20 protein-coding genes are annotated in these 19,713 nt (G+C 43.1%); 18 read left to right on the forward strand and 2 right to left on the reverse strand.

Translation table 11 applies throughout. The features are described from left to right. The first annotated feature begins 9 nt into the window (after positions 1–9). The 18 genes from gpAD87_RS05150 (at position 10) to gpAD87_RS05235 (ending at position 16,054) form a co-directional block, all read left to right on the forward strand. The gene (locus gpAD87_RS05150) at positions 10–1,155 is read left to right on the forward strand and encodes a pentapeptide repeat-containing protein (protein WP_064636648.1); all 1,146 of its coding nucleotides are present in this window, start codon (positions 10–12) and stop codon (positions 1,153–1,155) included. Further along, the gene (locus gpAD87_RS05155; RefSeq protein WP_064636650.1) at positions 1,152–1,679 is read left to right on the forward strand and encodes a hypothetical protein; all 528 of its coding nucleotides are present in this window, start codon (positions 1,152–1,154) and stop codon (positions 1,677–1,679) included. Before gpAD87_RS05150 ends, gpAD87_RS05155 begins: the two co-directional genes overlap by 4 nt. Next, positions 1,680–2,342: a PAAR-like protein gene (locus tag gpAD87_RS05160; protein WP_063565632.1), complete on the forward strand. Its 663-nt coding sequence runs from the start codon at positions 1,680–1,682 to the stop codon at positions 2,340–2,342. Between the two features lie 29 nt (positions 2,343–2,371). Next, positions 2,372–5,602: a hypothetical protein gene (locus tag gpAD87_RS05165; RefSeq protein ID WP_064636652.1), complete on the forward strand. Its 3,231-nt coding sequence runs from the start codon at positions 2,372–2,374 to the stop codon at positions 5,600–5,602. 15 nt (positions 5,603–5,617) lie between these two features. After that, a complete protein-coding gene (locus gpAD87_RS05170) occupies positions 5,618–6,109 on the forward strand; it encodes a hypothetical protein (RefSeq protein WP_063565634.1) in 492 nt (163 codons plus the stop codon). A 1,093-nt stretch (positions 6,110–7,202) separates the two neighbouring features. After that, a complete protein-coding gene (locus tag gpAD87_RS32445) occupies positions 7,203–7,460 on the forward strand; it encodes a hypothetical protein (protein WP_231952446.1) in 258 nt (85 codons plus the stop codon). Further along, the gene (locus gpAD87_RS32450) at positions 7,402–7,671 is read left to right on the forward strand and encodes a hypothetical protein (RefSeq protein WP_231952447.1); all 270 of its coding nucleotides are present in this window, start codon (positions 7,402–7,404) and stop codon (positions 7,669–7,671) included. The genes gpAD87_RS32445 and gpAD87_RS32450 overlap by 59 nt, the downstream gene beginning before the upstream one ends. A 545-nt stretch (positions 7,672–8,216) precedes the next feature. Continuing rightward, a complete protein-coding gene (locus gpAD87_RS05190) occupies positions 8,217–8,498 on the forward strand; it encodes a hypothetical protein (RefSeq protein ID WP_063565637.1) in 282 nt (93 codons plus the stop codon). Next, positions 8,485–8,994, forward strand: a complete 510-nt coding sequence (locus gpAD87_RS05195; RefSeq protein WP_064636654.1) for a hypothetical protein — start codon at positions 8,485–8,487, stop codon at positions 8,992–8,994. Before gpAD87_RS05190 ends, gpAD87_RS05195 begins: the two co-directional genes overlap by 14 nt. Before the next feature lie 427 nt (positions 8,995–9,421). Further along, entirely contained in the window at positions 9,422–9,595 is a 174-nt protein-coding gene (locus gpAD87_RS32110; protein WP_161490604.1) for a hypothetical protein, read from the forward strand. Beyond that, a complete protein-coding gene (locus tag gpAD87_RS32455; RefSeq protein ID WP_161490605.1) occupies positions 9,585–9,839 on the forward strand; it encodes a hypothetical protein in 255 nt (84 codons plus the stop codon). Before gpAD87_RS32110 ends, gpAD87_RS32455 begins: the two co-directional genes overlap by 11 nt. Before the next feature lie 223 nt (positions 9,840–10,062). Then, the gene (locus gpAD87_RS05205) at positions 10,063–10,329 is read left to right on the forward strand and encodes a toxin-antitoxin system YwqK family antitoxin (RefSeq protein WP_157258420.1); all 267 of its coding nucleotides are present in this window, start codon (positions 10,063–10,065) and stop codon (positions 10,327–10,329) included. A 160-nt stretch (positions 10,330–10,489) separates the two neighbouring features. Next, the gene (gene nfi / locus gpAD87_RS05210) at positions 10,490–11,158 is read left to right on the forward strand and encodes a deoxyribonuclease V (protein ID WP_064635669.1); all 669 of its coding nucleotides are present in this window, start codon (positions 10,490–10,492) and stop codon (positions 11,156–11,158) included. A 165-nt stretch (positions 11,159–11,323) separates the two neighbouring features. Continuing rightward, positions 11,324–11,725 (forward strand): DUF4279 domain-containing protein, encoded by a 402-nt coding sequence (locus gpAD87_RS05215; protein WP_197521372.1) that lies wholly within the window; start codon positions 11,324–11,326, stop codon positions 11,723–11,725. Between the two features lie 464 nt (positions 11,726–12,189). Further along, positions 12,190–13,068, forward strand: coding sequence for a prohibitin family protein (locus gpAD87_RS05220; protein ID WP_082935007.1), 879 nt, complete (start codon positions 12,190–12,192; stop codon positions 13,066–13,068). Between the two features lie 216 nt (positions 13,069–13,284). After that, a complete protein-coding gene (yaaA, locus tag gpAD87_RS05225; protein WP_064636660.1) occupies positions 13,285–14,037 on the forward strand; it encodes a peroxide stress protein YaaA in 753 nt (250 codons plus the stop codon). A gap of 259 nt (positions 14,038–14,296) precedes the next feature. Further along, the gene (locus gpAD87_RS05230) at positions 14,297–15,382 is read left to right on the forward strand and encodes a DUF1648 domain-containing protein (protein WP_064636662.1); all 1,086 of its coding nucleotides are present in this window, start codon (positions 14,297–14,299) and stop codon (positions 15,380–15,382) included. 390 nt (positions 15,383–15,772) lie between these two features. Continuing rightward, positions 15,773–16,054, forward strand: coding sequence for a DUF6809 family protein (locus tag gpAD87_RS05235; protein WP_082935008.1), 282 nt, complete (start codon positions 15,773–15,775; stop codon positions 16,052–16,054). Between the two features lie 219 nt (positions 16,055–16,273). On the opposite strand, the gene gpAD87_RS05240 is transcribed toward gpAD87_RS05235, so the two are convergent. Both gpAD87_RS05240 and gpAD87_RS05245 read right to left on the reverse strand, forming a co-directional pair. Further along, positions 16,274–17,629, reverse strand: coding sequence for a right-handed parallel beta-helix repeat-containing protein (locus tag gpAD87_RS05240; protein ID WP_082935009.1), 1,356 nt, complete (start codon positions 17,627–17,629; stop codon positions 16,274–16,276). Between the two features lie 468 nt (positions 17,630–18,097). Then, a complete protein-coding gene (locus gpAD87_RS05245) occupies positions 18,098–19,690 on the reverse strand; it encodes a catalase (protein ID WP_064636664.1) in 1,593 nt (530 codons plus the stop codon). Positions 19,691–19,713: the final 23 nt, after the last annotated feature.

Here is a 19,713-nt window from a genome sequence, read left to right on the forward strand (position 1 = left end):
GGCTAGATCATGCATCAGATGGAGCTGTGGCAGCAGTTCTTGGAACAGGAAGTGCTGCCACTTCGGAATAGCAAGATACAGGAGTTGCACACCTATTATGTTAGGCATCGGCAAGAGATAGTACAGGGAATTGTTCCTCTATTTGACGCCTTCTGTGAACGGGTAAGATTGCAACAAGAACAGGGTGAGCTACAGGCGTGCAGTACGCTGCACGTATCGTTAATGCGGACCAGGCTGAATCAGGGAGATCCGGCTTATATGCTATACGCGAGTGATCGGTACCGTGAGGGGGAGATGCCCGCGAGCGGGTTTCTATACGATGCAAGCTGGATTTATCGTTATATGGAACAGTGGTTCGAGGAATGTGAGAGCAGTCGCAAGAGATATATGAACAGGATTGATCAGGTTGCCCTTCATGCATGGCAAACAGGACAGTTGTATCCTTTTCATGTCTATATGGTACATGCTGTCCGTTATGCAATGGATGACATTCGTAAACTAGATTCATTTCAGAACTTAAACAAGGACATAGAATTTGAAGTTCGTGTTGGTGAATTTCAGGATCATGAGGTGACTGAATCGGTATACCGAATGAATGGGATGCAGCGCAGCTCGATAACTTGTAAGGGTTGGCTGGAGAGCAAGCTGACCAGTGAATACATCTATGAACATATTGCGAGTGTAGATCTTACGCAAGGAGATTATGGGGAAATAGATTTCAATTACGCTCGGTTCGAAGAAGTGAAACTCAGCGGTAGCCACATGGAGGAGACGAGCCTACTGGGAACTCGGTTTATGCGGTGCCAGTGTGATCATGTCAACTTTGGAGAGACGCTTTTGTATGATGTGGACTTTCGAGGGTGTGATCTGAGAAAGGCAAGATTCGATGGTGCTTTGGGTGGCCGCGATACCTTCGTCGATACACATGGTCTGTTCTACGGTATGAACGGTGTTCGGTTTCAAGGAGCGAATCTGAATCATGCAAGCTTTCGATATTGCAAGATCGCGGGTGACTTTACAGGTGCACAGCTGGAGCAGGTAGATTTCACCGGGGCTGATCTGGCAGGAAGCCAGATGCTTGTACAAGATCGATTTCGGGTGCAGTTAACTGCTGAACAGCGCGCTGCTATTGAATGGGTGGAGAAAAATTCATGAGTGAAACAAATTACTACGTGATCGAACATGACAGACAGCTTTCTTCCAACGGAGCCAGCCTTCAATGGCCAGAGCGAATGCTTCAAGGTTATGACTATGCTGCTGAAGAGGAAATCGTTTATGTGAAGAGTGGTCAACCCTTTTCTTCTTCCAGTATCCTTGCGCAATATCCTTTGCTGCTGCTCAGTGATGAGTTATCCAAGTTCATCATGAAACTTGCACCTGAGACTACTTCTAAAAGAGTTGTGGTGATGAACCTGGAACAGTATAACCAGTCATTCTATCACTGGATGGATCTGCCGAAGGCGACGTGTATCGCTCCTGATCAAGCCTTGATCCAGAGCGGGCAGGTTATGAGCATAATGGCTGATCTCAGTGGCCTTGAACAAGAATCTGCATTCCTCGTTCCGTATTATCGGACTCAGCTGGTGATTGTTCGTCTTGAACTGGCAGAACGTCTACTGCGGGCAGGTATATATGGTTTGAACGTCAGACCGATTCAGATCACAGAAGGAGACATGTAGATGGGAGTTACAGATACAATCTTAACGAAGGATACGCTAAACAAGCTGCTTTCCTCCCCCTGGAGGAGTGAAGATACATATGTAACGGCAGGAGCCTATATGCATTGTACGTTTGGAACCCATGAGGAGGTACTGAACAAGCTGGAGCCCAATGGGGTGTACATAAACGGTAGCCCGATGCTAACGGTCGAGGATTGTGCCACGTCCACTTCTGAGCCAGGGACGATTCACGGTATACCTTATACAAAAATGGGACAGGAAATCGACGGGAACTTCTACTCCTTCGGGTATTGCCGGAGTGAGCTGCATCCGATGAAGTTAGCTGAACGTGTCGCAGGCCCCAAATCGGATCCTTCGTACATTATTGACCCCGATCCAACAGAACCAACATGTGGACAGGCTATCTACCCTTGTGCCCCTGGAATTATGCCCACCGCCTCGGCTTCTGCTCAAAGCACATTGATGTCAAAGCCTTCGTTAAGTGCACTGATCGAGGCATTGGCAGGGGCAAAGCCCCAGTGGACTAATGGAAGCCCCAATGTGTCCATTCAGGGAGTACCGGCCCTGACCAGTAAGTCCTGCCTGTTCTGTACATGTGGAGGACAGATACGCTTGTTAACCAATGGCATGGATCCGGCTCCTCCGGAGTTTGCTGTAAGGTAAGGCTGGCATTAACGGAGGAGGGTATCGAAATGGATGTTAACTATCAGGGAGATGGATTTGAACTGCAGTGGCCCTACAAGATCAAGGACCTCCGCAGTTTTCGAATTGAGCGAGCTTTCAATGCACATACACGTTGTGTTTTTACAGCCCGCATGAGCGAAGAGGAGGCAGAGCAATGCCTCCTCCAGAGTTCCTTTAACGACAGCCTCGTTCTGCAGAAGCCAACGGATGTCAGACCGGAGGGGTGGTTTGCCGGAGGAATTACCAAAGTCGATATCCAGATGGAAGATGGGATCCCCCTTTTAGAAGTGGAGGCTCTATCACGTACATATATCATGGATATGAAGCCGCGGAGTCGCTCGTATCAGAACAAGCATCTGACCTATACCGATGCGATTCGGCAGCTGGTTCGGAATTATGCCTCAGGAGATGCCCAGAATATGGCGACAAGTGACCAGGCTTCCATAGGTGCTTTGTTGGTTCAGTATGAAGAAACAGATTGGAAATTTCTGAAGCGACTGGCTTCTAGAGTGGGAACCGTCATTTTACCGGACGTCTCCATGGATGCACCTCGTGTCTACTTTGGAGTCCCGGACTTATCCTGGGGTAAAGAGCTACATGTCCGGCGTTACAAGGCCATGAAAGATCGAGCTGTCTATGAAGAGCTTCGAGCTAATGCTGAAGGCAAGGATGCAGAACAGCTAGTGGAAGCCGATTTTGTTAACTACCGAGTAACCAGTGATCAGTATTGCCAAGTTGGCGATGATGTATCATTTAAGAAACAAATGTGGGTGGTCTCCGAGTCCGTGATCAGCTACTCAGCAGGTTTATTACAGTATGAATACTTGCTGGTAAAGCGCCAGAGTCTGCGCCGAAAATCCCGCCGTAATGATAAACTCCAAGGGATGTCTTTGGAAGGACGCGTGATTAAACGGGCCAACAATATGGTGAAGGTGCATTTAGATATCGACGATGCACACGATAAGCAGGGAAATTGGTGGTTTCCTTATTCGGGAGAGGGCAACAATATCTTTCACTGTCTGCCGGAAGAGGGGGCTCGTATTAAGGTCTATTTCCCCAGTGGCACAGAGAAAAAGGCGATGGCTATTAATTCGGTTCGTGGCGGCGGCGAGGAAATGAAGAGCCGGACGGTGTTCCAGAAACCTTCCACAAAAGTATTCGAGATGCCTGGTGAGGCCAAAATGCAGCTGGGAGATGACGGTGTTTTATTTGAGAAAGGGACCGTTAGCCTGCATCTGGATGGAGGAAATATCACGCTGAATGCCAGCGAGGATCTTCTCGTTGTAGCAGGAAATCAGATTGAAGCCGGCAGTGGGGGCGAAGAGGGAGTTCTCGAATCTCTTCGAATCCGTGCTGAGCAGGAAATTGTACTCCAGACGAATACTGACCAGTATGTTATCCTGAACGGTAACCGGATGGGGATCCAGAGTGCCAAGGTTGACTTCCAGAAGATCGAAGTGGACTTTGTGGATCTTCTAACCGAAGAAGAGCTGGAAGAGTTGTATGTAGATAAGCTCGCTCAAGGAGAAATTGCGAAACAAGAGATCGATCTATCGCTCCAACTCAAGGCTGCAGTTCAGCTAACGGATGGGCAGCGAGCGGATATTCGTAATCAAGTAGCCGAGACGGCTAAGAGTGATCCGGGAATGAAGGATCAAGCCAAGAACTGGCTGAGCACCATGTCTTCCAATGAACAAAAAACAATCTATCAACAAAAGTATATCAATCAGCCCGCTGCAGAGCCGGAAAAGAAAAGCAAAGCAGAAAAACAGGTCGAACTGGCGAACCAGCAGAAGGTTTACGACCAGATGGACCAGGATCGAACGGCGATGTACGATTGGAAGCAGCAAGCCAAACAGGTGATGGAACAAGGGGGGCAAGCAGGCAAGTCATCAGAGGAAATCCATGCGATGATGCCAGCTCCTCCAGTGCTGAGCGGTCAAAGCTCCTCCCAACCGGCTGGATCGAGCGGAAAGCCAGGGATGATCCAGCAGTTCGTGGAAGCTACCGGAATCGGGGGCGTATTGGAAAAGATCAGTCCTTGGCTGGAACAGATGGAACTTGCCTATGGCATACCGCAAAAGCCCGACTACTTGAGTAAACAAACCCAAAAAACGGTATACTTATCCCGATATACGTTCGAAGAGCTTATTATTGGTCCCCAAGTATTGATTGCAGAATTTAACATCTTATTCGGGGTAGTTGCAATTATAGCGGCGATACCAACAGGTGGAGGATCTCTGTACATGCTGGCTGTAGCGGATGCTGCGCTGGGCGTCTCCATGATTGTGGTTAACGCGGAGAAGTTGAATGATCTGAAGAACGGAAACGCCAATACGAATCCAACGTTTCTTGGAATGGATCAGGAATTGCTGGATAAGTTGGGTATTACGTTGATGGTTGTAAACCTGGCTATGCTGGCCAAGCATGGGTTAAATAAGGCAGCGGACAAGCTGGTTAACAGTAAGAACAGTTCAGCTCTAGGTGATACATGGGCAGCCTGGAAGCAGCAGGTTCAACAAGATCCGGCGGCAGCTAGCGGTAAGACTGGATCGAAGACTGCTAAATCCAAGCCTTCAAGAGGGGCGTTGGGCGGTCCTGGTAAGAACCGGCCTTTCGATGAGTTTGATGACTCGCATCTATATGATGAGGCTAGTAAGGGACGGACAAGCACAATTACTGAGAGGACGGGTAAACATGATTTTATAACAGATCCAGTTGAAATGAAAAAGCACATCATCGTACCAGAAGATGGATTTCAAGCATTCCTCGAGAGGAAATATATCGATATAAGAAAATCAGGTATTGGAGATATTTCCACAGTAGCCAAAAATACAGGATTGACAGAAGAACAGGTCTTGAAGACAAAGAAGCATTTGTTCTTAGACACAAAACAAATATCTGTTGGTGGTAAACCGTACGAAGAGTTATATTTTCAAGCGGATGCAGATATTGCATATGCATGGCAGAAGGCTCAAAAGGGCGAATTGACAGAAGAGGAAAAAGAATGGTTTAGGGAGCTAGCAAATCATGAGATTAAAGAAAAGGAATTTATGGATGGTGGGATGCCTTTAAGAGATCCGTCTACTTGGAACCACGAGGACGAGATATATGATATCGACATTAAAAAAAATGCACATGACAGAGCTAACATAACAGATCCCAATCCACCTTCATTTCCAGGATACGATCAATCAAAAGAATTTAACAAACATTTTGATAAACACGTAGATTATTAACTAAGAGGTGAAAAAATGTATCTAGATGAGGCTATAGTAAAAATCAATAATGTGAAATGGGATGTAGTAGGTACAAGCGTATCAAAAGAGGATGTTAAGTTAGCTCGAGAATTTTTAAGGAGATTGGCTCAATTTTTCAAGGAGCAAGCGATTAAACCGAGGCCACCTTTGTTTTCAAATATAGCTCAATTGCTTGGTGACAATGAGGAAGAAATAGTGATCTCAGACTATTGTAACGAAGAAGCTTCAAAGTTTTTAGGTAGAAGCATATATACAGGAAAAATATTTGAATATTATATCCAATTGGCTAATTATGCTGATAAGGATCCAAAATATGCTAAATATATAAATGTATATGAACCCCTAATTAAAATTATTGAAAGAGGAGGTTTATTTGATCTCCGACATCAGTCACTGGATATACAAAATGTTGGACATATGCCATTAAGCGGATGGTTTGAAAAATTTGTAACAAAGGAACCGTTAGACATAGATAATCTGGTTTAAATATTTAAAGAGTCGAGTCTATCAAAAACTCTTGCAAACATACGCCGCACTGCGAGCTAACCGCCTGATATTGATCGGCGGTTGTTTAAAAAACTTTACCCATTGCCGAACGAACCCACCAAGCAACTAATAATCACTTAACCCGTGACATATCCGTAGATAGATTTCTTCATTTTGTTTTTGTTTGTACGCTCATTAACACTTGAATTTTTACCCTAAATAACGTTACAGCGTTGTATTAAACATGTTGATTATGGTCAGATACCACCATGATCGATGTGTTTTTTACGTCTAACGCCACCATCCATGCACACCATCCATCATCCACTAAGTTGGACGGAGATAACAGAGCCAAGCAAATTCAAAAATTTTGTGATACTAATTAAATTGAACTTGGTCGATTAGTGTTACGGGATACAGTAGCGTACTGTAAATTCAGTGGGGTTTATCGTTACTGGTAAACATGTTACTTAATTAGGATGTGACAAATTCAAGATTCAAAAAACGCCCTATGCTTCTGTATGTCTGGTGTGACTCCTGCCTATAGAATGTCTAACCTATAAAGAAAGAAAACTTGAAGGGAGAAATCAGCCATGAACCATCCAGGTAAGGAGTGCGTTCAGAAGCTAGGGATAACACATCGAGCGTTTGTTGTTCTGTAAGACATCTCAATGGGAATTGCTTGTATGGCTTCACCCATTCCATCCCCCGCGCCATCCTGAACGTCAGGACGTAATATGGCTGCGATGAATAGACGTTTTGGTTCAGATCCTCCTGGTGCACATGATGTAGCTTCTGATCAACCTTCATTTGAACTCCCTGGAGCATATGACTACTATTCGAAAAAAGTTCTTGGGTAATAAAAATAGAGAAGGTGGAGCGAAATAATTGATGGATAATTTTAATCAGGCAATTAAGCGTATTTCTGCAATAGATTGGAGTTGTATTGGAAACAAGCAAGCAAGATCATATGTTCATATGAGTAAAGAATACTTAAGAAGAGCATCAATATTCTTCCAGTATTATCCTGGGCCTTGTAGGTATCCTTTTGTTATCATTTCAATTTCGATAACTAAGTCACAAGTGAGTGTTGATGAAATTACAAATACTAAAAGAGATTGACAATAGTTATGTTAGAGAAATTGCTACCAGTTATTTAGAGTTAAACGTACTCATTGATGAAGGAAATCAAATTGCTATTGAAAATAAAGATTTGTTTGTGGCAGCAATAAAGCTATATGAAAGAGGTTGCCATTTCTTTATAAGGGCAGGTCTGATATGCGTGATCCAAAATGAAAACAGATTTCAAACACACCATAAAGAAAGAAGTGAGAACTTTGGAAAGGTTTGAAAAAGCAGTACAAAGAATTATAAATATTGATTGGAACGTCAGGAGGCAAGACCTTCCTTCACATGCATTACTTGTAACTGAATTTATTAATAGGGGTAACATCTTTAGGGATGTTTATTGCCCTGATAATAAAATACGTAAACCCATATATAGTGCAGCTCAGATTATTGGTGTTAAAGAAGAAATACTGCTTCATATTCAAGAAAATTGAGGAATTGGAATTATTGAAACAAGGTTGGACAGTAGAGTTCTTGTGCAAATATTTTTTAGAGTGGGAGTGGATAATTAGCGTTGGAGAAAAGATTGATGCACGTTTCGAAGCTCTATATGAACCTATAATATTGTTGTTGGAGAGGGGGGAGAGTTAGTTATCACCATAATGAGCTTGTTTGTGGAAAATATGGATGGCCTCAAAATGTTTATTCTTTTCCAAGAACAGAATTTAGTGAATTTAACATGGAGAGACTAGATGAAATAGATAGAGTAGTATGATTTATATATTTTTGTTTCTATAGCTGAATTATATTTTTTATTTCAGAAAAACTATAAACCATTTTGTGTTAGCAGTATACATGTTAAATAAAGTATTAACGCCACGATGCGAGCTATCCGCCCATATTGTGGTTTTCTTTTGCCCTTGTCTCAACTCCCACCCAGTGCCGAATGAGTCGGCGGCTAATTTCAAGTAGACTTAACCCTGTAATACCCATATCCGTTATTTCGTTTGTACGCAAATCAAATGCTTCAACGAATGGTATGCTCAGTTTTAATGATATTGAAACTGCCGTAGCATATAATGCAGCTGAAATTCGTGCAACACTTCCTAATGGTCTTACATTCAGTATGAAAAGGGGAGTAACTGGCTGGAATGTACCGTATTATGATGTAGAAAAAATATTTAAAGAAACTATGAATTTATTTAGAAACGATCCTAAGATAATGCAACTTTGGAAAGAAGGCCATAGTGCCAAAGTAAATGATATGTTAATGGAAACAATAGCTGATAAAATTGGAGGTATTTATAATGTCTACAAGTAATGGCGAATTTTTCGGCTTAAAGACAGATCTATATAGGCAATCCATACCTGGCGTTATCGATAATTCGGCGATTAGTCCAGATTGGTTTACTTTTATAGATCATGAATGGAATGCCTTACAAAAAGAATTCTATGAAAAATCTTTTAATAACTTGGTAGTTGATTTAGTTTCAATATTTAGAAAAGGGAATCCAAATTATATCAATCTGGGCAGCTTATTCGGTTCTAAAAATATGAAAGAAGATAACAACAAAAACATAACCTACAGTATAAATCAGGTGGAGCGAAAAGATAATGATATCACTAAGGTCACAATGTTTCTTGATACCGAAAGTTACAGGATTACAGAGCTTTATTTAATTATTAATTTTTCGGTCTCTTTTACTGAACTTAAGTACAAGTTAGAAGAGAACTATTCTGATTTATTAGTTAGAATTAGTGATGAATTTGTCATAATGGATAAGGATTTTAAAATAATGATAAAGAAGTCTGTATAAGTTAAAACAGAAGTAAAAATCCCCTTTAATGTAACGTATTATAAAACCACCCTTCCCTAAATGGCATCTAAGTGATTACGCCTGATAAATAGTTAAGTTATGGTCGCCCTAAATAACGTTATAGCATTAAATTAACAGGTCGAGTATGATCAGAGACCACTACGATTAACCTGTTTTTTTGTTATACCCAAACCCGGTGAGAAGGTGAAACTAGTTGTATCCTGACTTTACTACCATCCTACTGTTAAACCAGTAAAAATGGGAGTTACCCGCAAGAAAAATTAAAAAAAGAAAATCTAGAGGCCGTTAGGTTTCTGTTCCGCCTGTGCCAACAAGCGATATACATCCTAATCGTTAAAAGTGGGTAGCGGTAAAAAGTTCGGCCATGCAGATGGGTCAGATAGAGCCACGGGCAGTGCCATGAAGGATGGCAAGCTCAAGACAATTCGGCAATAATGCCTTCATCTCTAGTGGAATTGGGAGAACGAATCAACCAGGTCTTGGGCAACACGAGCGCAGGCGCAATATCCAGTGTTCCATGGCGAGTGCAGCGGATGAAGTTAGTAGACGGATGTACCGTACCGATAATTGTGAAGACTGACAGTCATATGTTCTCCGATACAGGTGGAAATCATGGAAAATACAGTGGCACTGGGAGTTCAAAGGGATCGCCGCACACTTCTCATGTGGATTCGAAAGAGATCAGTATTTCGTCGAAAGGAACAGCTTCTAAAGATTCTTCTATGTCTTCAAGTGTTAAACCGACTAAGCCGAAAAATCCACCTAAACCTAAAGATGCTCCGTCTTCGAAAGATGGAATTAAGGCCAGGGATGAAAAAACTTAGAGGACGGGTAATATTATAATTAAACTTGAGTAAAGAGGTAACCCGATCGATCATCCAATAGAAGTACGACAAGACCGAAAAAATGTCTGCACTGTAATAATATTCTTTCTGACTTATAGTATTTTATTCAGTAGAGGGGAGAGCACAACAATGGAGGAAATAAATATACTCTCGAAGGAAGAAGTTCTTTTAAACGGTTTAGAATTTACAGGAGATGTTTGTTTTGATGGAGAGTACGGGGGACCAAGTTTTTGATAGGTCTATTGAAGATGGAGGAAATCCAGTAACAGGACTTGTTTACGAAAAGTATAGCAATGGGAATTTGGCTCACTATTGTTACTATGTGGATGGAGTTCCTGATGGTGATTATGTCACGTATTACGAAGATGGTAAAATAGAAGGATTTAAACGCATGCGTAAGGGAGCAATTGCTGGAAAGTCTATTTCTTGGTTCAAGAATGGTGAGATTAGATCAACATCAGTTTCTTGATGGTTTTAAAGTTACTTTCAAAAATGGAAAATAGGAACTGTGAGTAAATTCTCGCCAACTTCACTACATACTACATACTTATGGTTACTCATCTAAGGGAATCAATGATTACTTGAACAAATAAATCAATTACAGGATATCAAATTGAAAGGTGATTATAATGGAGCAAATATTAAATCATCCATGGGAAATAAGCGAGAAAGAGGCCATTGTCCTTCAATATAGTTTAGCTGAAAAAGTCATTAAACAAGATGAATTTACAGAGGTGAATTATGTTGCTGGAGTTGATGTAGCATATAGTAAACGAAGTGATAGTTTAATTGCAGCAGTAGTTATTTTGGATGTTAATTCGCTAAAACCAGTAGAATCAGTAGTAATTGAAGATAAAGTTAGATTTCCATATGTCCCTGGATTATTCTCATTCAGAGAGTTACCTCCAATTGTTAAGGCGTTTAAGCGAATAAAAATTAAGCCAGATCTAATTGTTTGTGATGGACAGGGCATCGCTCATCCAAGAAGGTTTGGCTTGGCTTGCCACTTAGGAGTACTTTTAGATACACCAACGATCGGGTGTGGGAAAACTAGATTGATAGGAACATTTGTGGAGCCCGAATCCCAACGCGGTAGTTATTCACCTTTAATCGATAACAGTGAAGTAATTGGCAAGGTACTGAGAACTCAAAACAATGTTAATCCTATTTTCGTGTCAATTGGTCACCGTATCTCTTTAGAAACTTCATGTAATTGGATACTGGCACTTTCACCTAAGTATCGGTTGCCTGAAACCACTAGACAAGCTGACCATCTTGTTAAAACTACTCTAACTTAGGATTATTACTGTACACAGAATGCTAACTGGGTGAATATTCAAAACGGAAAGGTCATCACCAGGTCAGAAGGGGTCAAGAGGCAAATTTAGTCCGCTGGATGTCACAAGGGATATACTTCCAGTGGTTTCTGATAAATCAATATGAACAAGTTAGGAGGATCGTATATGGAGAAAACGAATATGATGGCTGAATTTATCATTACCGGAGATCATTTCGAACCGAAGTTAGTCACAGAACAGATTGGAATAGAACCATCAGGAACCTATATAAAAGGAGAAAAGATTGATGATAGAGATTTGTACAGAAAAGAAACCTGTTGGTTCTTGGAAACGGACTATCAGGAATCTTTTGATGTCAATCAGCAATTGAACTACTTACTGAATCTTTTGGAGCCACATATTGAAAAGTTGAAAACCTTGAGAATGAAGCATAATTTGAATTTTCTGTTTAGCTTCTCGATCAGGGTCATGAATAATGAAAGCCCTGCGATTTCTATTGAGCAAAAGGCAATCAGTATAACCTATGACTTGAAAGCAGAGTTTGATTTTGATTTGTATATTCTATAGCAATATGAATAAGCTTTTTATAAAAATACATACGTATAAAGAGTGCCATATTATATCATTTGCATACACCTACAGAGAAGAGCAAGGGCCACAACTCACTCCTGATTCATAATATCCAGATGAAATGATGATCACTTTCGGGTTAGGAATAACCGGGTACTGGACGTTACTCACTCACCATTTTCTTCACTACTTAACCTAATAGTACTTCAAGCGCTGAATATCCTTGAAACCGAATACGATTTTACAAAGTATATATAAAGAAGGATATAATTAGTCGCTATTTATAAGTTTGTGCTTGGTTACATCCGTAGAAGGGAGTACGAGTATGCCATTTATTGGGGGAATTATTTTAATCTTTATCCTAGCATTTATTCTATGGTCATTAATGTTCCCGCTATTCAATAAAATAGGTAGTAGAGTGTTGAAGAAATACAATAAATTCAAACAAGAGGAGAATGGTGATGAAAAATTCAAAGACGTTTAGGGTAGGGGCGATCACGGTTGCCTTGGTTATTATTGTGGGAGTGTTACTGGTGACCTTCTTTTTAACACGAATTCCTAATGGATATGTTGGGGTCGTCTATTCACCAAATGGAGGCGTAAAAGATAGTACACTAAGTCAAGGGTGGAAACTAGTTGGAGCGTTTGATAAAGTGACGAAATATCCGATCCGAATTCAAACGGTTGAATACAGAGATATTCAGATTGCTACTTCTGACGGGAAAAACATCACAATCGATTTTGCTTACAACTACCAAGTAGAACCAAGTAAAGTATCTTCTATATTCAATACATTTGGGCCAATTAGCATTCAAGAAATTGAGGATACATATCTCAAAACACGTTTCCGCGACGCAGCTCGTAAAGGTATTTCTAAGTTTACAGTAATTGATGTTTATGGTGAAAAGTCATCCGAGGCAGGAGTGGATGTCCAACAACGTTTTTCTGATGACGTTAAAGAGTTAGGCTTTATTGTATCCAACGTTACTGTAGGTGTTCCTCAACCTGACGCTAAGACTCAGGAGGCAATCGATAAGCGTGTCGAAGCTTCACAAGAACTGGAACGTAAAACGACTGAACTTGAGATCGCCAAGAAAGAAGCAGATCGTAAGCGCGTGGAAGCGCAAGGTAATGCAGACAAACTATTGATTGAAGCAGAAGGTCAAGCTAAAGCCAATAAAGAGCTTCAACAATCCTTATCGAGCCAACTCGTTGAATATGAAACCATCAAGAAATGGGATGGAGCACTCCCATATGTAAGTGGATCAAACACTCCAATGATTCAATTACCGACTACAAAAACAGAGCAAAATAGCGGCGCGGGGAGCGTATCTCCCTAATTAGCGGTTTGAAATGCACACCTTGCTCTCTCACCAATTGAATGTGTTGAATTCTAATGAACAAGCCGGTCCAATCGTGGGCTGACTTGTTCATTTTTGAGTCTTTTCAAAGGTAACATGAGGGATTTAGTTAAGCCCTGACATTGGATTTACCTAGCCGATCCTGTAAAATGAATAACGACAAAAACAAAGGTAGATTAAGGATGGATCAGCACGATGAGAATCATTATATCACCAGCTAAAAAGATGAAGATTGATACCGATCTTATGGCTATCGCAAAGATGCCGCATTTTATAAACGAGTCAGAACAGCTATTGAGTCTGCTTCAAAAGTTATCCTATGATGAGCTCAAAACGTTGTGGAAGTGTAACGATGCAATCGCCGAACAGAACGTGGAGCGGATCCGGAATATGAATATAAAAGCAAATCTTACGCCAGCCATCTATGCCTATGAAGGTATTCAGTATCAGTATATGGCTCCGGGTGTTTTTCAAAATAAGGAACTGGAGTATCTGGAGCAGCATTTACGCATATTATCCGGTTTTTATGGCATGTTGCGGCCTTTGGATGGGGTTACCCCTTATCGGTTGGAGATGCAGGGCAAGCTGCAAGGTCCAGGTTTCAAATCGCTCTATCAATTCTGGGGCAGTAAGTTGGCAGATCAGCTTCAAGCGGAAAGCGACTGTATCCTGAATCTGGCTTCCAAAGAGTATAGCAAAAACATCACGCCTTTTCTGAGCGAGGAAACCCGGTTTATCACTTGTGTATTTGGACAGATGGTCAATGGGAAGCTTGTTGAAAAGGCAACACGGGCCAAAATGGCCAGAGGCGAAATGGTACGTTATATGGCAGAGCGTAAAATTACAGATGTGAGGGATATTAAGGGATTTGATCGGTTAGAGTTTGTTTTTTCAGAAGAGAAGTCGGACGAGAGTAATTATGTATTTATATATTCAGAGGAGAAATAGCTAGTTTTACAGCGATGGATTTGATGTACATCTTGCAGTTGTCAGATGAGTAACTCTACGTAACAAAAAATCTGGATAAATTGTTAATTTCGCCCTTGTAGTCACTAAAAGCGATTATAATTAAATTATGTTCAAGTCGATTACCTATCCTAATTTAATAGGATAATCATACGTAAAAAGGCATAGTGATGAATCGCCTATGCTATAAGGGTTATAGACTTTTCGAATACACACTTATGTGTAAGAGGAGGCGAATGATATGACGATAATGCCTGTTATGGTAATGATCTTTGTATTTGTACCTACCATTCTACTCATGGTAAGCATGCCTTATTTAACAAGAGAGACGATTAGTTTTGGGGTCACCGTCAGCGCTGCACAATTCCACAGTGAGCCTCTGCGCCAGATGCGAAAGTCATATGCTAGGATTAGTGCTACCTTACATACCATCCTATTCATTGTTTGCATCATCTGCCTAATATACGTTGAACATTCCAAGCAACAAAGTTGGATCATTGTCACTTATTCACTCGCCATGGTCGTAATCTCCCTAGTCATAAACATTAGCTATCATTTCAAAATGAAAAGTTTACTACCTATGCTGCCTATTGCTCCGGAACCGTCGATCATGGCAGTGGGCACTGGATTTCGGGAAAGAAACATTGGCTTGTCTAGTAATTGGTTCCTCATTCATTTTTTAATTATTGGTGTTAGTATTCTAACTGTGCTACGCAACTACGATCTTATTCCTGATCAGATTCCGATCCATTTCAACAGCAGTTGGAACGTAGACCGCTATGCAGCTAAATCTTATAGTTCTGTGTTTATGCCTACGCTCATGCAAGTGTTCATAACACTTTTGTTCATATTTGAGAATTGGAGTATTCGCAGAGTGAAGCATCAAGTTCAACCCACTGATCCTAACCGTTCCATCAGACAAGACGTAACATTCCGCCGTACTTGGTCATATTTTATGATTACAGCAAGCTTCTTAATAGTTATCCTGTTTTCCGTTGTGCAACTAAACATGATATCTCTGCTTAACATCAATTTCGCTATCCCCATTATCCTAATTATAATAGCTTTTATCATCCTATACGCCTTCGCCTTATCGTTCTGGGCTGGTCAGGGCGGAAGCCGCTTGGAGCGGTCTGACGATTCCTCCAATGTCAGACCTGTCCATGATGATGATAAATGGCTATTAGGTATGATTTATTTCAATCGCAAAGATCCAAACCTAATGGTCGAGAAAAGGTTCGGAGTCGGCTGGGGATTAAATTTCGGTCACCCAGTAAGCTGGCTGACTTGTCTCGGAATTATTGTACTGTTAGTTGTGGTGCGGTAACAAGGCTTGGAGGTTAATACTCAGCGGAGTATTCTAGCTTTCAACAAATAAATATTTTCGCTTCAAAATTAGACGCCATTCACATTAGACAAGAGCAGTTGAGAGGTGGGAAAACGAAAATCCACTTCCTTGATTAACAATTAAAAGGAGAATCGGCATTAGATAACATAATATTCAAGCAGCGGTTCCTTAGGGAAAATGGTCTGCTGGATGGATTTCGAAGATGATATTTCGGCAGACACATCCGACTAGATAGAGGATGATCCACTTTATTAATATAGCGGTTGGGATGTCCCACTTGTCACGTTCGCAGTTATACTAGCGGATTTCCCGCTAAATTATCATCTCACCTCATCCCCTGAGTTACAATATCCCTGAGGTGACCGTACCATGAAGGATAACATGTCAAACCTGATCGAGGATTTGTTTCACGGAAACCTGCGGTTGGACGAGTCGATTCATCCTGAGCATGCCGAGTATCAGGAGATCAATCGCCGCATATCGGACCTGATGCAGAACTATAAGACACAGCATACGGAGAACGAATATGATGCATTGGAAGAATTGGTAGACTTAATCGGGCAATCGACGTCCATGTACGTGGAAGCAGCGTTTGAGCAAGGTTTCCGCACAGGCGGTAGGCTGATGATCGAGGTTTTGTGCAGAGCATGAGCGCAAACGATTAACCCAACCTATACGCGAGCAGGGCAGATGTAACCTTTCAAAACCAGCCCAAAATATTCGAAAACATAAGTAACTAGCATTAACTGTTGGTTGCCCGATCATTCAAACCCAAAAAGCCCCTTCTCCATTACCACCGATCAGGCTGGCATGGAAAGGGGCTTTTGTGTTTAATCCCGCAATTATTACCTACACCTGTCTAACTACAACCTACCGCGCACCAATATTCGTACCCGATGGCGTACCCGACCCAATCAGATCACTGCCAGTGGCAAGCTTCAGGAAGTCGCCCAGGACAGGCGTTCCATCCGCGCTGCGTGTCACCGAAGGTACGAGGGAGACAAAGTCGGCTGCGCTGGCGAGCAGGCCTTTGTCGTTCACGCTCTTCTTGTTTTTCCACCAGACGTTGGTGCTGCTGACGTCGGTTCCACTGGTTTTGTCACTGGCGCCGCCTTCGAAGGACAGGTTGTTGGTGAAGATATGTGTGCCTACATCAAAGGCAAAGTTGCTTTGACCATTTTGCCAGGACGTATTGTTTTTCAACTGAATGGAACCGGGATTGCTGTTATAGGTGAAGCCGTGCTTTTTATTTTGAAAAGCAATGCTGTTCTCCACAATGTGATTCACCGCGATTTTCTCGCCACCCAGCTTGAAGCCGTTACCGTCACTATTGGAGGTAGATGTACCATCCGAAGTCTGCCCGTTGTGATGGGAGATGCTGTTGCGGATCGTCACGACGCCGATGGCGCCTGTATCTGTTTTGCTATAGAGATCCCAGCCATCGTCTACATTATAGGCAGCGATACAACCATCGAACAGGTTGCCCGGGCCTACCGTCAATTTGGCAGCAAAACCGTCGGCATCCTCGCCGTCATCCGGGTCATAGTTATCATGGGAATAGGAGCGAATAATCTCGTTATAGGCAGGCCATTCGCTGTTTGAAGCAGTCGAAGCATAACGTCCGAGCTGGATGCCAGTATCCCGGTTATGATGAGCTTCGATCTGTTCGAGGCGGTTGTAGCTGCCCCCGATAAAGATACCGTTGTCGCCCGCGCCCTTCACTTCAAGTCCTTTGACGAGCCAGTAGTCTCCAAACATTTGCAGCCCGCGATTGGTGGAGGCGAAGGCTTGAGCCGAGAAATCAAAGACAGGCTTTTCCGATTCATACGCCACCAGATTTTTGCGTTGTCCCGATGTACCACTGTTGCCTCGCTCGATCGTAACCGTTTCCGAGAAGCTGTAGGTGCCACCGCGCAGATATATTGTTTTACCCGGTGCGATCTGGGTCAACGCGTTAGCCAGTGACGTAGGACTCGCGAGGGTTCCGGGATTGCTAGCCGAGCCGCCAGGAGCGACATATAGATCACCTGCAGCGAGTGCGATACGGGAGGCAGCCACAGAATCAGAGGGATTTTGCAGTCCGCTATCGATCAGTTCCGCCGCACCAGCCGATCCACCGCCGAGCAATAATAGAGGGAACGCGGCACTTAGGCAGATGTGAGTCATTTTCGATTTCAGCGAACGTTGAGATGATGCATGAACAGAAGTGATTGGGAATAATTTCATTAAGCAAACCTCCTTAGTAATTGGGAAATGAAGTCCTAGAGGACACAGGTTCATGGTAAATGTTGTAAACGTTATCATCAATAATCATTTGATCAGATGGACTCAACCTGCTGACAAGCCTCGTATAACTGGTCGGAAATGGAAATTCATGTGAGCAGCGCATAATCCTGCGCTCAGTTCATGTCCCTCATTTAACAGGGGATCATCTGAAATGAACGTAGAAAGAGCCCCTTTTCCTAGCAAACATCATGATCCATACCTCCAATCCGCCGAAATCAACTTTATAAATATTTAAAATAGAAGGCCCTCACGTGATCAGCTCACAGGCTGCTCAGTTTGAAACGCCAAATACCCCCGATAGCAACTGCACAAGCAGTCTTTGCTACCGAGGGTTAATTAACGAACCTATACGTTGCTATATAACATGTCCTTTACCTTAAAATACGCCTTAACTAAACCAGCCAGTGCTTAATATGGATCTGCTTCATGGCTGCGCTTGGCGGCCTGTTCCACCGTGGGCTCATGCTTGGGCTGAACAGTGGCACTGTCATCCGTTGAGACGGAGGATAATCCTTCCGCTACCCGGCGTCCATAATCGGCATCCGCTTGTGTGAAATGGGAAATCATGCGCTCGCGGATATCCGGTTTGCATGTGGCTAAAGCATCGACCAGATTGCTGATCAGCTCATCCCGCTCCCAATCCTCGAACGCCCGGTACGTATCACCCGCTTGTCCAAAGTCATTCGTACGCTCAATCTTCTCACGAACAAGACGACCCTCAATGAGAGGTTCATGTTCCTTGCCGCGTGGAGTTGCTTCCTTTAGTCCACCGAGCGAGGAAGGTTCATAGTTGACATGTGGATTCTGCCCCGGTGCCCGATCGACCTGATATTGCATCTGTCCGCCGCTCTGATTCGTTGCAACCCGGTTCTTCGGTGCATTGACGGGTAGTTGCAGGTAGTTGGCACCCACCCGGTGACGCTGGGTATCCGAGTAGGAGAAGGTGCGGCCTTGCAGCAGTTTGTCATCCGAGAAATCCAGTCCATCCACCAGCACACCTGTGCCAAACGCTGCTTGTTCCACTTCATTGAAGTAGTCCTCAGGATTACGGTTTAAGGTCATTTTTCCAACAGGTAAAAACGGAAACTGCTCTGGCGGCCACAGCTTGGTCGGGTCCAGTGGGTCAAAATCCAGTTCTGGATGCTCGCCGTCCTCCATCACCTGAACGCACAGCTCCCATTCGGGATAGTCGCCTTGTTCAATGGCATGATACAGATCCAGCGTGGCGTGGTTGAAGTTCTGTCCTTGAATATCGCTGGCATCCTTCTGGAGCAGGTTGCGTATGCCTTGATTGAGCGGCTCCCAGTGATATTTAATGAGCACACCAGTGCCTTCCTGATTCACCCATTTGTATGTATTGACGCCCGAGCCTTGCATTTGTCGATAGTTGGCCGGAATTCCCCAAGGGGAGAAGAGAAACGTAATCATATGGGTGGCTTCAGGACTGAGCGAAACGAAATCGAAAAACCGTTCCATATCCTGTGCATTGGTCAACGGGTCTGGCTTGAAGGCATGCACCATATCCGGGAACTTGAGTGGGTCACGAATGAAAAAGATTTTCAGATTGTTGCCCACCAGATCCCAGTTGCCATCTTCCGTATAGAATTTTACAGCAAATCCGCGCGGGTCCCGCAGCGTCTCCGGTGAATGTCCACCGTGAATAACCGTAGAGAAGCGAACGAATACGGGCGTTTCTTTGCCTTTTTCCTGAAACAGACGTGCGCGTGTATACTTCGATACGGGTTCATCCCCGGCCGTTCCATAAGCCTGAAATACACCATGAGCGCCAGCGCCGCGGGCATGGACAACCCGTTCTGGAATACGTTCGCGGTCAAAATGGGTGATCTTTTCGAGAAAGTGATAATTCTCCAGCGTAGTCGGTCCCCGGCTGCCGACGGTTCGAACATTTTGATTGTCCGTGATGGGATGGCCTTGCCGATCCGTTAATGTCTCGGGTGCCTTGTCTGAGGAATGATCAGGTTGTGAAGAATGGTTATCCATAGAGACCACCTTTCCTTAAGTTG

Source organism: Paenibacillus sp. AD87 (assembly GCF_001659845.1).
GTDB classification, from domain to species: Bacteria; Bacillota; Bacilli; order Paenibacillales; family Paenibacillaceae; genus Paenibacillus; species Paenibacillus marchantiae.

Excerpts from the sequence above, each read along its gene's own strand:
- gpAD87_RS32450 (WP_231952447.1), top strand. The coding sequence starts at position 7,402 with ATGAAAACAGATTTCAAACACACCATAAAGAAAGAAGTGAGAACTTTG.
- gpAD87_RS05150 (WP_064636648.1), top strand. The coding sequence starts at position 10 with ATGCATCAGATGGAGCTGTGGCAGCAGTTCTTGGAACAGGAAGTGCTG.
- gpAD87_RS05220 (WP_082935007.1), top strand. The coding sequence starts at position 12,190 with ATGAAAAATTCAAAGACGTTTAGGGTAGGGGCGATCACGGTTGCCTTG.
- gpAD87_RS05155 (WP_064636650.1), top strand. The coding sequence starts at position 1,152 with ATGAGTGAAACAAATTACTACGTGATCGAACATGACAGACAGCTTTCT.
- gpAD87_RS05195 (WP_064636654.1), top strand. The coding sequence starts at position 8,485 with ATGTCTACAAGTAATGGCGAATTTTTCGGCTTAAAGACAGATCTATAT.
- gpAD87_RS05235 (WP_082935008.1), top strand. The coding sequence starts at position 15,773 with ATGAAGGATAACATGTCAAACCTGATCGAGGATTTGTTTCACGGAAAC.
- gpAD87_RS05240 (WP_082935009.1), bottom strand. The coding sequence starts at position 17,629 with ATGAAATTATTCCCAATCACTTCTGTTCATGCATCATCTCAACGTTCG.
- gpAD87_RS32110 (WP_161490604.1), top strand. The coding sequence starts at position 9,422 with ATGGCAAGCTCAAGACAATTCGGCAATAATGCCTTCATCTCTAGTGGA.
- gpAD87_RS05190 (WP_063565637.1), top strand. The coding sequence starts at position 8,217 with ATGCTCAGTTTTAATGATATTGAAACTGCCGTAGCATATAATGCAGCT.
- gpAD87_RS05215 (WP_197521372.1), top strand. The coding sequence starts at position 11,324 with ATGGAGAAAACGAATATGATGGCTGAATTTATCATTACCGGAGATCAT.
- gpAD87_RS05245 (WP_064636664.1), bottom strand. The coding sequence starts at position 19,690 with ATGGATAACCATTCTTCACAACCTGATCATTCCTCAGACAAGGCACCC.
- gpAD87_RS05160 (WP_063565632.1), top strand. The coding sequence starts at position 1,680 with ATGGGAGTTACAGATACAATCTTAACGAAGGATACGCTAAACAAGCTG.
- yaaA (WP_064636660.1), top strand. The coding sequence starts at position 13,285 with ATGAGAATCATTATATCACCAGCTAAAAAGATGAAGATTGATACCGAT.
- gpAD87_RS05165 (WP_064636652.1), top strand. The coding sequence starts at position 2,372 with ATGGATGTTAACTATCAGGGAGATGGATTTGAACTGCAGTGGCCCTAC.
- gpAD87_RS05230 (WP_064636662.1), top strand. The coding sequence starts at position 14,297 with ATGACGATAATGCCTGTTATGGTAATGATCTTTGTATTTGTACCTACC.
- gpAD87_RS32445 (WP_231952446.1), top strand. The coding sequence starts at position 7,203 with ATGAAATTACAAATACTAAAAGAGATTGACAATAGTTATGTTAGAGAA.
- gpAD87_RS05170 (WP_063565634.1), top strand. The coding sequence starts at position 5,618 with ATGTATCTAGATGAGGCTATAGTAAAAATCAATAATGTGAAATGGGAT.
- nfi (WP_064635669.1), top strand. The coding sequence starts at position 10,490 with ATGGAGCAAATATTAAATCATCCATGGGAAATAAGCGAGAAAGAGGCC.